Here is a 13068-nt window from a genome sequence, read left to right as displayed (position 1 = left end):
GAATGACAGATTGCGATATAATCAGGCCATAAACCTGCGCTGTTCTCGAATGTGAGGCTGACTGATGCAATCCACACGCGTTGCTGTTCTGGCTTTTGACGGAGTCAGCCTGTTTCATCTTTCCGTCCCTGGAATGGTGCTTGGAACAGCTCAATCTGCACCCGGTGAACCTCATTACGAGGTCAGTTACTGTGCAGAGGCTCCGGGAATGGTGATAAGCGACCAAGGCATAGGCTTAGCGGTCGATCATGGCCTGGAACTGATGGAGGCATCCGACGTAATTGTCATTCCGGCGTGGGGTGATCATTCGGTCGCAGCGTCTGCAAAGCTTGTGCAAGCCTTACAACGTGCAAATTTCCAGGAAAAGCTCATCGTCGGGTTATGTCTGGGAGCATTCGTGCTCGGCGAGGCCGGGCTTCTTGATGGCAAAGAAGCAACCACTCACTGGGCAGTCAGAGACGAGTTTGGGCGACGGTTCCCAGAAGTTCGTTTCAGGCCTGAAGTGCTCTATGTAAGTGATGGCAACATCATTACCTCTGCAGGAACCGTTGCGGCAATAGATTGTTGCCTTCACTTGGTACGGCAGCGGCTCGGCGCCGATGTAGCGAATCGCACCGCAAAAATGCTGGTGACACCGCCGCACAGGCAGGGCGGCCAAGCTCAATACGTTGAGCATCCTGTGCCGCAGCTATCCAGCGAGACTCACTTGTCTGATGTGCTGGTATGGGCTCGTATGAATTTGGCCAGTGATCTGTCGCTCGACGTAATGGCGGACATGGCGAAAATGAGTAGGCGCACCTTCACTCGTCGATTCAGGGAATCGACTGGCAGTACCGTCTCAAAGTGGTTGAATGCTCAACGCGTTGTCAGAGCGCAGGAGCTGTTAGAAACGACTGACCTGCCTATCGAATGTGTAGCCGGTGAGGCAGGATTTGGAACGCCTTTATCGTTGAGGCAGCAATTCGCTGTGCACCTCGGCACGTCGCCTTCTGAGTATCGGCGAATGTTTTTCCGTGAAAAAAAATTGGAAGAAAAAAATAGCGAACTAGATGTTTTTCCAAGAATCAAGCTCGATATTACGCTTAATATATAAATACTAAGTTAGTATAGTATTCAGTCCGCCGCTTAATGTGAAAAACCTTTCAGAGAAGCGGCTTAAACCGCTCTCGATATTCCTTGGGCGTGACGGAGTATTTTTTTGTAAAGTTACGAATAAACGTTGACTCGTCACCTAGCCCACACTTATTGGCGATTGCTTTGAGTGGCGAGTTTGACGTCACAAGTAAGTGGCAAGCCGTTTCTAGGCGAATCTGCTCGACCATTTTACTCGGCGTGCTACCTGTGACTTCACTATATTTACGTGCAAAAGTTCTTTCACTCATGTTCATAAAATTTGCTAGTGAAGATATCGATAAATCGCTATTAAGATTGCTATTTAGCCAAGCGTGAAGATCTGAGAATTGACTGCTTTTTGACTGTAACGTCAAAGATGAGCTGAACTGATCTTGATCTCCTGGCCGTTTTAAAAAACAACCAGATGTCGTGCTACTTCGAGTGCAGCAGAATGCCCCAAGTCGGCTTCAACCATTGATAACGCCAAATCGATCCCGGAAGTAACACCCGCTGAAGTCCATAAGTCCCCGTCATTAATAAATATAGGGCCGCGCCTTACGTTTACAAATGGAAAGTCTGTTTCCAATTTGTCATAGGCAGACCAATGAGTAGTAACGTGTCGCCCGTTTAGTTTTCCAGCTCTCGCTAGCGCAAATACCCCCGTGCAAACGGAAACTAGACGCTTTGCATTTTCAGCATGTCTTACAAAATGTGTAAAAAACTTTGGATGATCACAAAATTTGTGGATGCCAGGCCCGCCTGGGACGATCAGCGTGTGCGCTCCCGGTGTTTCCGCTCCCAAAACCGCAGCGTTTAATGAGAAATTAGAGAAAATCTCAGTGGTTCCACTTAAAGAAAGGATCGATAAGGAGTAGGGGGGATGATCCGGGTCTGCAAAGTGGTTAGCCGCAATAAAAACATCCAAAGGGCCTGCTAAGTCGAGAAGGCTAACTTCGGGATAAGTCATGAACTGAACAGATCTTACAAGCATTTGTGTTACACCTTCCGGGAGAGCACCTTGTGGGTTCTGGTGATTTTGGCAGAAATCATCAATTTTTTGTCATGTTTTTAACTTATTTTCGTCTATCGTAACTTTAACCTAGAACGCTGCAGCATAGCCCAATCTCACCTAGGGATAAATTTAGTAACTTGAACATCCTTGTGCGATGTATTGGTAATTCGCACGGCCTAATTATTTTTTCGATTTGGAGATTGGTTTTATGTCGGGGCTTATGAAGAGCGCTATGGGGTTCGAAGTGAACATGGATGATGAATTTGCAGATAAGATTTGTAATATTCTTGGGCTGTTGGAGATTGGTTCTTCAGGTGTTGCAGGATGTGAGTTGAGGAAGGTCGCCGAATCGAATAGTTGGATAATCGAATTTTTTTGGCGCGACGAACAATCTATGCATGCTCATTTTCGATCATGTCAACTGCAAGAACTGATTAAGCTGTTGGCTTCTAGATCGCGTAAGATTGTATTCGAATGCGACAGTGAATGAGCCTAATACATATAGATTTCTCAGGCGATTAGTTACCAACCAGCTTTCTCTTAGTTAATCGGATTGCGGTGAGGAAGACGCGCATTCCTTGGAGCTGATGAGGCCTAATAGGCCTCAACAGAATTCCTCCTCAGAAGTCCAAAGTCACTCCGGTGTAAAGCGCACGGCCATCACCCGGGGAATGTAGGGATGCCTGGGCACCGTCCGGGTCATACCAAGCATATTCATAATAACGATTTGTAAGGTTTTTCAGCTGTAAGTCGACACTAACTGATCGTGTCACTTTGTATGTTGCGCCGAGGTTCATCAGCACGTAACCGCCATACGTCCCTTTTTTATTCTCCCGTTCTAGGTAGTAATTGGTCTGGCCGTTCATCCAGGCCGTCAGATGTAATGCTGGTGTCGCGTCGTAGCTGATTCCCGCGTTGTAGAGGTGATGCGGGATGTGGTCGATTTCCTGACCTTTGCTGTTAGGCAACGTGGCACTCGGCTGGAGTATTTTCGAATATTGCCAAGAGTAGGCCATCCAGATATTGGTGCGTTCGTTCGGATACAGGTTCATCTGCAAGTCGTAACCCCAGCGCCGTGTTTCACCAACATTATCGGATTCGCCGCTTGGGTCGTTCAGCCTTCGACTAACTTCCCCCGAGGCCTCTTGCTGCCAATAAGCAACGCGCCCGTCTACCCAGTCATCCGGCGTGAACTTGATTCCGGTTTCCCAGCCCTCGTTGATCGAGGGTGCCAGATCGGTATCCCGGGGAGGTATCTTGTAAGCCGCCGCCCCGGTGCCCACTTGAAAGGTACGTCCCCAGTTCGCATAGAAGCTGGCAACGTCCCAGGGAGAATAGACAACGCTGATCTTCGGCTGCTTGATCAGCCCGTAGTCGTTGATGTCGTAATCTGTGCCGGTCATTTCATTAGTGAAGTCGCCCTGGATCTTGTCGACCCTGTAGGCGGGTACGATCTTCAGAGACTCGAAAGGTTTGATCTCTGCCTGGACATAAGCGCCGTAGGTGTCGAAGTCGAACTGTTGGTCGCGGGTGGTAGCTAGACGTGTGCGGTCTCTAGTGCGATAGCGCTCACTTTTATTTTGCTGCTGCTGTACGTCTGCGCCTCCTTCCAAGGCGAAGTCGTAAAGCCAGCTGACTTGCGGTCGCCAGGTCACGGAGGTTAGCGCGCCATATTGCGTCTCGTAAGCGTCGCGTTCCTGTTGAGCGCTGGTGCTCCAGTATTGCGTCCAACGCCTGTCATCGAAGGTGTTGACGTAGGTCTTCGCTGACCAAGCGAGGTTATCAGCCAGGTCTGTATCAAAATGCAGACTGACTTGGTTCATGCGACGCGTACCCTTGTCAGTAGCGTTGAAGCTGTTGGTCATTTCCGGGTGATGACGTGCATCGTCTTCTCTTAGATAACCTGGCTCCTGAGCTTCAGTTTCGTAGTGACGAGCAATAAGGCCGATACGGTAGCTGTCATCGTCCGGCGTGTAGAACCATTTGCCAGACATTGAAAACTTGTCGGCTTCGGCATGATCCCGGTAGCCATCAGATTTTTGATAGGCGAAAAAGTAATTCTGAGTCCAGTTGCTGCTCTCAATTCCCTTGGCCAGCTGTGCTTCTTGGGTATTGAAGCTTCCATAACGCAGCCGCGCCTTGTTGTAGTCGCCACCTGTGCGGGTGAGCATGTTGACGTTGCCGGCAATGTTGTTCAGACCATAACGCGCATCGCTGGTGCCACGCACCACCTCAATGCTGTCCAGCTCCATGGGGAAAATCATGTCCATGAACGGCATATTGCCGTCGTTGCTGTTGCTCGGAATGCCGTCGATCAAAAGCTTTACGGCATTCACTTCGCCTTCACCGTTAAAGCCACGGAAGGAAATTTTCCCTGAGGTCGTGCCTTGGTTGAATTCAGTGAGCATGACACCCGGTGCGCGACTGAACAGTTCCCAGCTGTAATTTACTGGCATTTTTTCGAGGATGTCTCCTCCGAGAATATCCACCGAGCTGAGAACGTTGCTGGTACTCAAAGGGCCGCTTGCCGAGCCCTGAATGCTGACCGCACCTAGGGTCAGGGTTGAATTTTCGATTCTGCTGGCTTCAGCTAATGCCACTGACAGCGGGCTCAACGCGAGCACGCCTATTGAAAGCAGGGGCCAAAGGGGGCGGGACACAGACAATGCCTTTGCAGGGCGCAAAGTGGTTGAAGCAGGCATAGCACGCACTTCCTGATGATCAAGAAACTTTAAGGGCGTTCAGCGTCCATCGCAGGCCGCTAGAAGGATTTAAAGAGAGCAGCACCGCATGAGGTCAGCGGTGTTGTGATCAGGCGAAAGGGGATGCGCGTGGACTTAGGCTTGGCCAACGAACTCTCGGATGTAGCGTGGGCAACTCAGGATTTTCGAGGGCGGTATTGGGGGTGTACGGCGGTAGGTAGTGCCGGTAGTAGTTGGACGGTAACGCTGCAAGTCCCGCATGACCACAACAGCAGTCGCCGTGCTGCATGACAGGTTTCGATTGCGGCAGCTGCAGGGCATCAATTACTTTGCCGAGGTCTGCAGGAAGGGCGCTCAAGTTCCCACCTGAACAAAAACCACCCCAAAGCATCAGGCGCACGTCTGGTGCCTGTATCGCACGACTCATCGGCATAGCGAACAGATTGAGCAGGACAGCCAGACAGGCAATCCAGGGACGGATACGTTTCAACGAGCTCATAAATGAAATCGCCGCGAAGGGGCAACTATTTAGCCCGCTTTAAAGAGTGAAGTAAATTTTTCCTGGGTGCGCTATTTCGCCACAGGTCATATTGGATCGCAGGGAAGATCTCTGCGTCCAAACAAGACGCCTGCACCAACTGGTAAGCTCGCTCATCAACTTGTTGGATGATGGCTATGTCTCTACGCGCACTTCGAACACTGCTTGCTATTGCCCAACACGGTTCTTTCGTCAGAGCAGCGGACGCCGTTCATCTCACCCAGTCAGCGGTCAGCCTTCATGTTCGGTCGTTGGAGGAGGATTTCAACGCGCTCCTGTTTGACCGTTCACGACGGTTGCCGGTACTGACGGATGCGGGCCATATCGCCGTGGAGCGCGCGAGAGAAATTCTAGCCTTGTATGACGGCATCTCCTCTGAGCTTGGCGGCGACAGCGAGTTACGGGGCAGGCTTAGAATCGGCGCCATCCAAACAGCACTGGCAGGCGTTTTGCCCCTCGCACTGTCTGCATTGCGCGCCCTGCATCCGCACCTGCGCATCACTGTTGCGTCGGGCATGTCTGCTGAGTTGGCCACGCGCGTAGAAGCGGGCGAACTAGATGTTGCGATCACCACAGAGCCGGTGAAACCACACCCTTATGGCCTGGTGAGCACGGTGCTTTACGAGGAAGGTTTCTGGATCATCGCGCCTGTGTCACTCGCGCATGAGGACTTGCAGCTTCTTCTCAAAAGTCAGCCGTTTATTCGCTTTGATCGTCGTGCCTGGGCGGGTCGAACCATTGAGCGGGAGCTTCGCACTATGCGGATGCGGGTGCAGACCAGCATGGAGCTTGATAGCCAAGATGCGATTATCCAGATGGTTTCAAGCGGACTTGGAGTATCCATCATTCCTCTCGCTCAGCAACAAGTCGAAAGCCTGACCACACTCGCCTTTGAGCCGTTCGGCACGCCTCAAAAAACCAGGCGCGTTGTATTACTGGAGCGCGAAGAGCGTCCGCTTAGGCGATTGGCTTCAGCCCTGGCGAACGCCGTGAAAGCTTATTCTCCGCACACCGACCCATGAGTGATACTTGTTGTTTGCTGAATTTTAAATCGTTTTTATTTTAGAGTCCGACTTCTTATCGTGGTGCCCATCCAGACGCATTCTTGAGGGCGACATGAGCACTCCACCTACCGCAGACAATATCCTGCAGTCTCCTATCCTGATCATGGCAAAGCGAGCGGCGTTGATGCGAGCGCAGGGCAGGGATGTCATCGACCTGACATTGGGCGAGCCAGACTTCAACGCGCCGCCACACGTTCTTGAAGCTGCGCACGCTGCGCTCAGCGGTCGCCTGACCTACTCACCGTCTAACGGTATTGAACCACTTCGTCGCGCGATCCGAATGCGCATGAAAGAAATTCGAAACCTCGATTACGCCGATGATCAAGTGGCCGTCGGCTGTGGCGCCAAACAAATCATCTACAACGCTTTTCAAGCGACCCTCAAAAGTGGCGACGAGGTGATCGTGCCCGCGCCCTATTGGGCGAGTTATCCCGCCATGATCAAGATGTGCGGCGCGCGACCGCTGATTGTTTCGACTACAAGAGAACAAGGTTTTCGCCTCACTGCAGAGCATTTGGATGCAGCGCTTAGCCGGGCAACGTCGCCCAAGTGGATCGTCTTGAATGCGCCGGGCAACCCGTCAGGAGCGCTCTACTCACGTGAGCAACTGTTGGCCATCGCCGAAGTGCTGCGTCGATATCCAGGGGTGATGGTGCTATCAGATGACATTTATTCAGAAATTCGTTACACGGATGATCCCTACCAAACGTTGGCGGCGGTGGCGCCTGATTTGAGAGACCGTATCCTGATCGTGGATGGCGTATCTAAAGTTTACGCAATGACCGGCTGGCGAGTGGGGTGGGGGTGTGGGCCAACGTCATTGATCACGACGATCAGCTCGGTTCAATCACAGAACTGTACTCAGACCAGCACCCTGAGCCAGTTGGCGGCGGTTTCCGCATTGACTGGGCCTCAAGCGTTGGTGGGCGAGCGAAATGCAATTTATCGACAGCGACGTGATGCCGCGCTCCAAATCCTGCGGGCCTGCGAAGCTATTGATGTCGCATGTCCAGAAGGCGCGTTTTATCTTATTCCTAGGATCAAAACGATCAATGATGATCAGGCCTTCGCGCTCAAGCTCCTTGAGGCGGGCATAGCAACTGTTCCAGGTAGCGCTTTTGGGATGCCAGGACATCTCAGGCTTTCCTTTGCTACCGATGAGTCCATCCTGACCGCGGGCTGTGAACGTTTGGTGCAAAAAATCAAGGCGGGCGCATGACCCTTTCTTTGTTGATTGCCTTGTTACCCATCGCTTTTTTGATCGCGCTGGGCGCATGGCTCAAGCATCGTCAATTTCTAGCGGATACCTTCTGGGCGCAGGCAGAGCGCTTGGCATATTACGTATTGCTTCCTTCACTTTTCTTTCACGGACTGGCGACCGCCAAGCTTGATGGAGTGCCCATTCAAAGCATGGTCTCGGTGCTTATATTGTCGACTGTAGTCGTGTCGCTAATGCTATTGGGAGCAAGAGCGTTGATCACTCGGGACAATGCGACATTCACGTCAGTTTTTCAGGGTGGCATACGCTTCAACAATTACGTTGGCGTTTCTGCCGCGGCGGGTTTGTTTGGTGTGCAAGGCGTAGCGCTGGCAGCCGTCGCGAACGCTGCGATAGTGCCTACAGTTAACATCCTGTGCGTACTTGTTTTCGCAAGGTTCGGATCTAGCGGCAGAATGACATTTAGCAAAGTGCTCAAGCAGTTGGCACTGAACCCACTTGTACTCGCTTGCTTCGCCGGCGGGTTGATCCAGGTCTTAGGCTGGGGGCTACCAGTTGGTATCGAGCCGATGCTCAAAGCCTTGGGTCAAGCGTCACTGCCGCTCGGTTTAATCTGCGTGGGTGCCGCGCTTGAGTTCGGGAGCATTAAGCAATGGCTACGCCCGGTCAGCTATTCGTCTCTGGTGAAGTTCTTAGTCATGCCGCTCGTCACGCTTGGAGCTTGCCATCTGTTCAGGCTTGAAGGGAAAGCTGCCATTGCAGCACTCCTGTTCCAGGCGCTGCCGACCGCTTCATCCTCCTACATCATGGCTCGCCAGTTGGGCGGAGATGCGCCACTAATGGCTGGGATCATCGCTTGCCAAACCCTTCTCGCAGGCGTCGCTCTTCCCATTGTCATAGTGGTAATGACCCAATGGATTGCCTTTTAGGCATTTACGAAAAGCGTTCAACGATGCCGTCCTGATGCGGGATGTTTCGCGCACCACTTTTGAGCCGTATCCGTTTTTTTCTTCTATTACGCCGGGATTGTGGCAGTAGTACGAATTCAGATTCTATCTCGAGATTGGAGTCATCCGGGTCGCCGAGGAGGCTTCAGGATCATGTCCGCGTTAGGTCGATGCTGATCCGCCTCCTACATCCGACCGCCTACACCATCTCCCGAACCAGCCACATGGCGCATATCGAGATTAAAGAGGTTGACTGTCCTCCTTAGGTCTAGAGAAAAAAACACCGAGACCCCTATTTACAGGCAATTTTAGCGTCGTCTAAATTCCCAGAAAGGAATCGATCAGATCAAAGGACGATTGATTGGCTATGCCTGTCTGTACAAGTATGTATTTGCGCGCTAGAGTCGACCATGTGTCTCGACACGTTTGTCCGTAACCTGGAGGCTGTGTGTTCAGCTTAACGCCACACGCGCTCCATAACTGTACTCGTGCGCCCAAGCGCTTCTGTTGGTTATTAGGAATAAAAACAATGAAAAAATCTATTTTGACCTTATCAGTATTGGCTCTGTGCGCGGCGGCTGGTACTGCCGTGGCCAAGGAGTACAAAGAGTTGCGCTTTGGAGTCGACCCATCCTATGCACCCTTCGAATCCAAGGCAGCCGACGGCAGCCTTGTGGGCTTTGATATTGATCTGGGTAACGCGATTTGCGCTGAACTGAAGGTCAAGTGCAAATGGGTAGAAAGCGATTTCGACGGCATGATTCCCGGCCTCAGGGCCAATAAATTCGACGGCGTGATATCTGCCATGACCGTGACTTCTTCGCGGGAAAAAGTCATCGACTTCTCCAACGAATTGTTCTCGGTGCCTACGTCCTTCGTCTTCAAGAAGGGCTCGGGCCTGAGCGAAGACGTCAAGACGCTGGCTGGCAAAACCGTAGGTTATGAGCAAGGCACCACCGAGGAGGCCTACGCCAAGGCCGTGCTGAATAAGGCCGGGGTAAAAACCCAGGCCTACGCCAACCAGGATCAGGTTTATGCTGACCTAGTCACGGGACGCCTCGATGCCTCGATTCAGAACATGCTGCAAGCTGAAATGGGTTTCCTGAAGTCCCCGCAAGGCGCCGACTTTGAGGTGAGCAAGCCAGTCCATCACGAACTGCTGCCAGCAAAAACTGCGATAGGTCTGCTCAAAGGCAATAGCGAGCTAAAAACCCTAGTGGATAAAGGCATACAAGCGCTGCACGACGACGGCACCTACGCGGCCATCCAAAAGAAACACTTTGGTGATCAGAACATTTACAGCGGGAAATAACGACGCTGCGCCCATTCACGAATGGGCGTTTTCCTGATTTACGAAGGGTTTCCCCATGTTAGAAAACCTATTGCAGATGCTGGGGCTGTCGGGCTTCAGCCTCAAGGGCTTTGGCCCACTGTTGCTGCAAGGCACCTGGATGACGGTCAAGTTATCCTTCCTTTGCCTGCTGCTAAGCGTTGTCTTGGGCCTGATCGGTGCCAGTGCCAAGCTTTCGAAGTCGGCAATATTGCGCGTCCCCGCGCAGGCCTACACCACGCTGATTCGTGGAGTGCCGGATCTGGTTCTGATGCTGCTGATCTTCTACAGCCTGCAAACCTGGCTCACCAAGCTGACCGCAGCCTTGGGGTGGGATTACATCGAGATCAATCCATTCAGTGCCGGCGTGATCACCTTGGGCTTTATCTATGGTGCGTATTTCACCGAGACTTTTCGAGGTGCCATCCTCGCCGTACCTCGCGGCCAGATGGAAGCGGCCACTGCTTACGGCCTTACCCGAGCGCAGCGTTTCCGCTTCGTACTGTTCCCGCAGATGATGCGTTTTGCCTTACCGGGTATCGGCAATAACTGGATGGTCATACTCAAGGCCACCGCGCTGGTCTCGATCATTGGTCTGGCTGACCTGGTGAAAGTTGCTCAAGACGCCGGCAAGACCACCTATCAACTGTTCTTCTTCCTGGTGCTGGCGGCCTTGATCTATCTGGTCATCACCACTGCATCGAACTACGTTTTGCGCCGGCTGGAAATCCTCTACGCCGCAGGCACCCGGGAGGCCGTGCGATGATTGAACTTCTACAGGAATACTGGAAGCCTTTCCTCTACAGCGATGGTTATCACATCACCGGGTTAGCGATGACCCTGTGGCTGCTCAGCGCTTCGCTTTTCATAGGCTTTTTGATGGCGCTTCCGCTGTCGATTGCCAGGGTCTCAAGCAACGTATGGGTGCGCTGGCCTGTGCAGTTCTATACTTACTTGTTTCGCGGTACGCCGCTGTATATACAGCTGCTGATCTGTTACACCGGTATCTACAGCCTCGCAGCGGTGCGTTCGCAACCCATGCTCGACGCATTCTTCCGCGATGCAATCAACTGCACCATTCTTGCCTTCGCCTTGAGCACTTGCGCCTACACCACGGAAATCTTCGCCGGGGCGATCCGCAACATGAATCATGGTGAGGTCGAAGCGGCTAAGGCATTCGGACTGCGCGGTTGGAAGTTGTATGCCTACATCATCATGCCGTCTGCGCTACGCCGATCGCTGCCGAACTACAGCAACGAAGTAATACTGATGCTGCACTCGACCACGGTCGCGTTCACCGCGACTGTGCCAGACATTCTCAAGGTTGCCCGGGATGCCAATTCAGCAACGTTCCTGACATTCCAATCGTTCGGTATCGCCGCCGCGATTTACCTCGCAGTCACTTTCTCTCTGGTTGGCCTGTTCCGTCTGGCTGAACGCCGTTGGCTGTCTTTCCTCGGCCCGGCTCATTAATTCAGGATGTTAGAGCATGTACAAATTGACCGTTGAAAACCTGCATAAAAGCTATGGCAATCACGAAGTACTTAAGGGTGTTTCGCTTAATGCCAAGACAGGCGATGTGATCAGCCTGATCGGCGCCAGTGGGTCGGGCAAGAGCACCTTCTTGCGTTGTATCAACTTTTTGGAAACTCCCAACGACGGCGCCATGGGCCTGGATAACCAGCTGATCCGGATGAGGCATGACCGCCACGGCATGCATGTGGCCGACGCAGATGAACTTCAGCGTCTGCGCACAAGGCTTGCGATGGTGTTTCAGCATTTCAACCTGTGGAGCCACATGACAGTGCTCGACAACATTACGATGGCCCCTCGCCGGGTACTGGGTGTTAGTAAAAAGGATGCGGAGGAGCGAGCCCGACGTTATCTGGACAAGGTAGGTTTGCCGCCGCGTGTCGCCGATCAATACCCGGCCTTTCTCTCCGGAGGGCAGCAACAGCGCGTTGCTATTGCCCGAGCCCTGGCCATGGAGCCGGAGATTATGTTGTTTGACGAGCCGACTTCGGCGCTGGATCCGGAGTTGGTGGGCGAGGTGCTTAAGGTTATCCAAGGTCTGGCCGAAGAAGGCCGAACCATGATTATGGTGACCCATGAGATGAGCTTCGCGCGCAAGGTGTCGAGCCAGGTCTTGTTCCTCCATCAAGGGCTCGTGGAAGAGCAGGGTTTCCCTGAAGATGTCCTGGGCAATCCCAAAAGCGAGCGCCTTCAGCAGTTCCTCAGTGGCAATCTGAAGTAACCGAAATGCTTTCGAGCGACTGCTCGGTCGCTCGGATGCTCCTTCGCGCGCTCTCTACCCGCTCGGTCGAGCGTTTAAAGTGGGATAGGGCCGCTGTCCAGTTGACGAGGAGAGCCACGTGTCGAATAAATCGCGGAATTTTTCTCCGTGGGTCGATCAGCCCAGTGATTCGCCCGCGCCACTCTATGCGCAAGTCAAACATATGATCACCCAATTGATCTTGAGTGGCACATGGTCGGCTCACGAACGTATACCTTCGGAAAGCGAGCTGGCTCAGGAGCTTGGATTGAGTCGCATGACTATAAGCCGTGCTCTTAGTGAGCTCACCGCCAATGGTGTGTTAGTGCGCATGCAAGGGGTGGGGACGTTCGTAGCCGAGCGCAAAGGTCAATCGGCTTTATTTGCCGTCAACAATATTGCTGATGAGATCAGCGAGCGTGACCATCGCCACCACTGCACGGTGATTCTCCTATGTGAGGAGGGGGTTAGCGCTGAACAAGCCTTGTCGCTGGAAATGCGCGAAGGGCAGCGGGTGTTTCATTCTCTGATCGCGCACTACGAGAATAATGTGGCGGTGCAATTGGAGGATCGCTACGTAAACGCGGCAGTGGCTCCGGATTATCTGCGGCAGAATTTCGTGACTCAGACGCCTTATGCGTATCTTTCCAAGGTCGCTCCTCTGACCGAAGGTGAGCATGTAGTCGAGGCGATCCTGGCCGACGAGGAGGAGTGCAGGCTGTTGCAGATCGCGCCTCATGATGCGTGCTTGTTGATTCGTCGGCGGACTTGGTCTGGCTATCTGTCTGTCACGTCTACGCGCCTGATTCTGCCAGGTTCACGGCACCGTCTGGAGGGGCGATTCGGTGCATAACTTGGGGCTGAGCCTGTC

The 13068-nt window shown here is 52.8% G+C and carries 13 protein-coding genes; 9 read left to right on the top strand and 4 right to left on the bottom strand.

Annotated elements, in window-relative coordinates:
• Positions 1 to 64: 64 nt before the first annotated feature.
• Positions 65 to 1093, top strand: coding sequence for a GlxA family transcriptional regulator (locus tag AB4O01_RS05325; protein WP_012723713.1), 1029 nt, complete (start codon positions 65 to 67; stop codon positions 1091 to 1093).
• Between the two features lie 49 nt (positions 1094 to 1142).
• Here AB4O01_RS05325 and AB4O01_RS05320 read toward each other — a convergent pair whose 3' ends face one another.
• From AB4O01_RS05320 to AB4O01_RS05305, 4 genes are all read right to left on the bottom strand, one after another.
• A complete protein-coding gene (locus AB4O01_RS05320) occupies positions 1143 to 1382 on the bottom strand; it encodes a helix-turn-helix domain-containing protein (RefSeq protein ID WP_460092213.1) in 240 nt (79 codons plus the stop codon).
• Positions 1383 to 1522: 140 nt separating this feature from the next.
• Positions 1523 to 2080, bottom strand: coding sequence for an AraC family transcriptional regulator (locus AB4O01_RS05315; protein WP_460090908.1), 558 nt, complete (start codon positions 2078 to 2080; stop codon positions 1523 to 1525).
• A 665-nt stretch (positions 2081 to 2745) separates the two neighbouring features.
• Positions 2746 to 4827 carry a TonB-dependent receptor gene (locus AB4O01_RS05310; RefSeq protein ID WP_122461176.1) on the bottom strand — a complete coding sequence of 694 codons (2082 nt, stop codon included), beginning with the start codon at positions 4825 to 4827 and terminating at the stop codon, positions 2746 to 2748.
• A gap of 109 nt (positions 4828 to 4936) precedes the next feature.
• Entirely contained in the window at positions 4937 to 5326 is a 390-nt protein-coding gene (locus tag AB4O01_RS05305) for a DUF2946 domain-containing protein (protein ID WP_122461174.1), read from the bottom strand.
• Between the two features lie 176 nt (positions 5327 to 5502).
• On the opposite strand from AB4O01_RS05305, the gene AB4O01_RS05300 reads away from it, so the two are divergent.
• From AB4O01_RS05300 to hutC, 8 genes are all read left to right on the top strand, one after another.
• Positions 5503 to 6387, top strand: a complete 885-nt coding sequence (locus tag AB4O01_RS05300) for a LysR family transcriptional regulator (protein WP_122461172.1) — start codon at positions 5503 to 5505, stop codon at positions 6385 to 6387.
• Between the two features lie 94 nt (positions 6388 to 6481).
• Entirely contained in the window at positions 6482 to 7648 is a 1167-nt protein-coding gene (locus AB4O01_RS05295) for a pyridoxal phosphate-dependent aminotransferase (protein WP_137201184.1), read from the top strand.
• Positions 7645 to 8577 carry an AEC family transporter gene (locus AB4O01_RS05290; protein WP_460090907.1) on the top strand — a complete coding sequence of 311 codons (933 nt, stop codon included), beginning with the start codon at positions 7645 to 7647 and terminating at the stop codon, positions 8575 to 8577. The genes AB4O01_RS05295 and AB4O01_RS05290 overlap by 4 nt, the downstream gene beginning before the upstream one ends.
• Before the next feature lie 547 nt (positions 8578 to 9124).
• On the top strand, positions 9125 to 9907 hold the full coding sequence (locus AB4O01_RS05285; RefSeq protein ID WP_460090906.1) for a transporter substrate-binding domain-containing protein: 783 nt from the start codon (positions 9125 to 9127) through the stop codon (positions 9905 to 9907).
• A 55-nt stretch (positions 9908 to 9962) separates the two neighbouring features.
• A complete protein-coding gene (locus AB4O01_RS05280) occupies positions 9963 to 10691 on the top strand; it encodes an ABC transporter permease (protein WP_460090905.1) in 729 nt (242 codons plus the stop codon).
• Positions 10688 to 11398, top strand: a complete 711-nt coding sequence (locus tag AB4O01_RS05275) for an ABC transporter permease (RefSeq protein ID WP_460090904.1) — start codon at positions 10688 to 10690, stop codon at positions 11396 to 11398. The genes AB4O01_RS05280 and AB4O01_RS05275 overlap by 4 nt, the downstream gene beginning before the upstream one ends.
• 16 nt (positions 11399 to 11414) lie before the next feature.
• Positions 11415 to 12179, top strand: coding sequence for an ABC transporter ATP-binding protein (locus AB4O01_RS05270; protein ID WP_460090903.1), 765 nt, complete (start codon positions 11415 to 11417; stop codon positions 12177 to 12179).
• Positions 12180 to 12381: 202 nt separating this feature from the next.
• Positions 12382 to 13050 (top strand): histidine utilization repressor, encoded by a 669-nt coding sequence (gene hutC, locus AB4O01_RS05265; RefSeq protein ID WP_194733394.1) that lies wholly within the window; start codon positions 12382 to 12384, stop codon positions 13048 to 13050.
• Positions 13051 to 13068 lie beyond the last annotated feature (18 nt).

The organism is Pseudomonas sp. S2_E02 (assembly GCF_054668355.1).
Note: the sequence above shows the minus strand (reverse complement) of the source record. Positions and strands in the feature narration are given on the sequence as shown.

Excerpts from the sequence above, each read along its gene's own strand:
- AB4O01_RS05275 (WP_460090904.1), top strand. The coding sequence starts at position 10,688 with ATGATTGAACTTCTACAGGAATACTGGAAGCCTTTCCTCTACAGCGAT.
- AB4O01_RS05320 (WP_460092213.1), bottom strand. The coding sequence starts at position 1,382 with ATGAGTGAAAGAACTTTTGCACGTAAATATAGTGAAGTCACAGGTAGC.
- AB4O01_RS05290 (WP_460090907.1), top strand. The coding sequence starts at position 7,645 with ATGACCCTTTCTTTGTTGATTGCCTTGTTACCCATCGCTTTTTTGATC.
- AB4O01_RS05270 (WP_460090903.1), top strand. The coding sequence starts at position 11,415 with ATGTACAAATTGACCGTTGAAAACCTGCATAAAAGCTATGGCAATCAC.
- AB4O01_RS05280 (WP_460090905.1), top strand. The coding sequence starts at position 9,963 with ATGTTAGAAAACCTATTGCAGATGCTGGGGCTGTCGGGCTTCAGCCTC.
- AB4O01_RS05295 (WP_137201184.1), top strand. The coding sequence starts at position 6,482 with ATGAGCACTCCACCTACCGCAGACAATATCCTGCAGTCTCCTATCCTG.
- AB4O01_RS05285 (WP_460090906.1), top strand. The coding sequence starts at position 9,125 with ATGAAAAAATCTATTTTGACCTTATCAGTATTGGCTCTGTGCGCGGCG.
- AB4O01_RS05310 (WP_122461176.1), bottom strand. The coding sequence starts at position 4,827 with ATGCCTGCTTCAACCACTTTGCGCCCTGCAAAGGCATTGTCTGTGTCC.
- AB4O01_RS05305 (WP_122461174.1), bottom strand. The coding sequence starts at position 5,326 with ATGAGCTCGTTGAAACGTATCCGTCCCTGGATTGCCTGTCTGGCTGTC.
- AB4O01_RS05315 (WP_460090908.1), bottom strand. The coding sequence starts at position 2,080 with ATGACTTATCCCGAAGTTAGCCTTCTCGACTTAGCAGGCCCTTTGGAT.
- AB4O01_RS05325 (WP_012723713.1), top strand. The coding sequence starts at position 65 with ATGCAATCCACACGCGTTGCTGTTCTGGCTTTTGACGGAGTCAGCCTG.
- AB4O01_RS05300 (WP_122461172.1), top strand. The coding sequence starts at position 5,503 with ATGTCTCTACGCGCACTTCGAACACTGCTTGCTATTGCCCAACACGGT.
- hutC (WP_194733394.1), top strand. The coding sequence starts at position 12,382 with ATGATCACCCAATTGATCTTGAGTGGCACATGGTCGGCTCACGAACGT.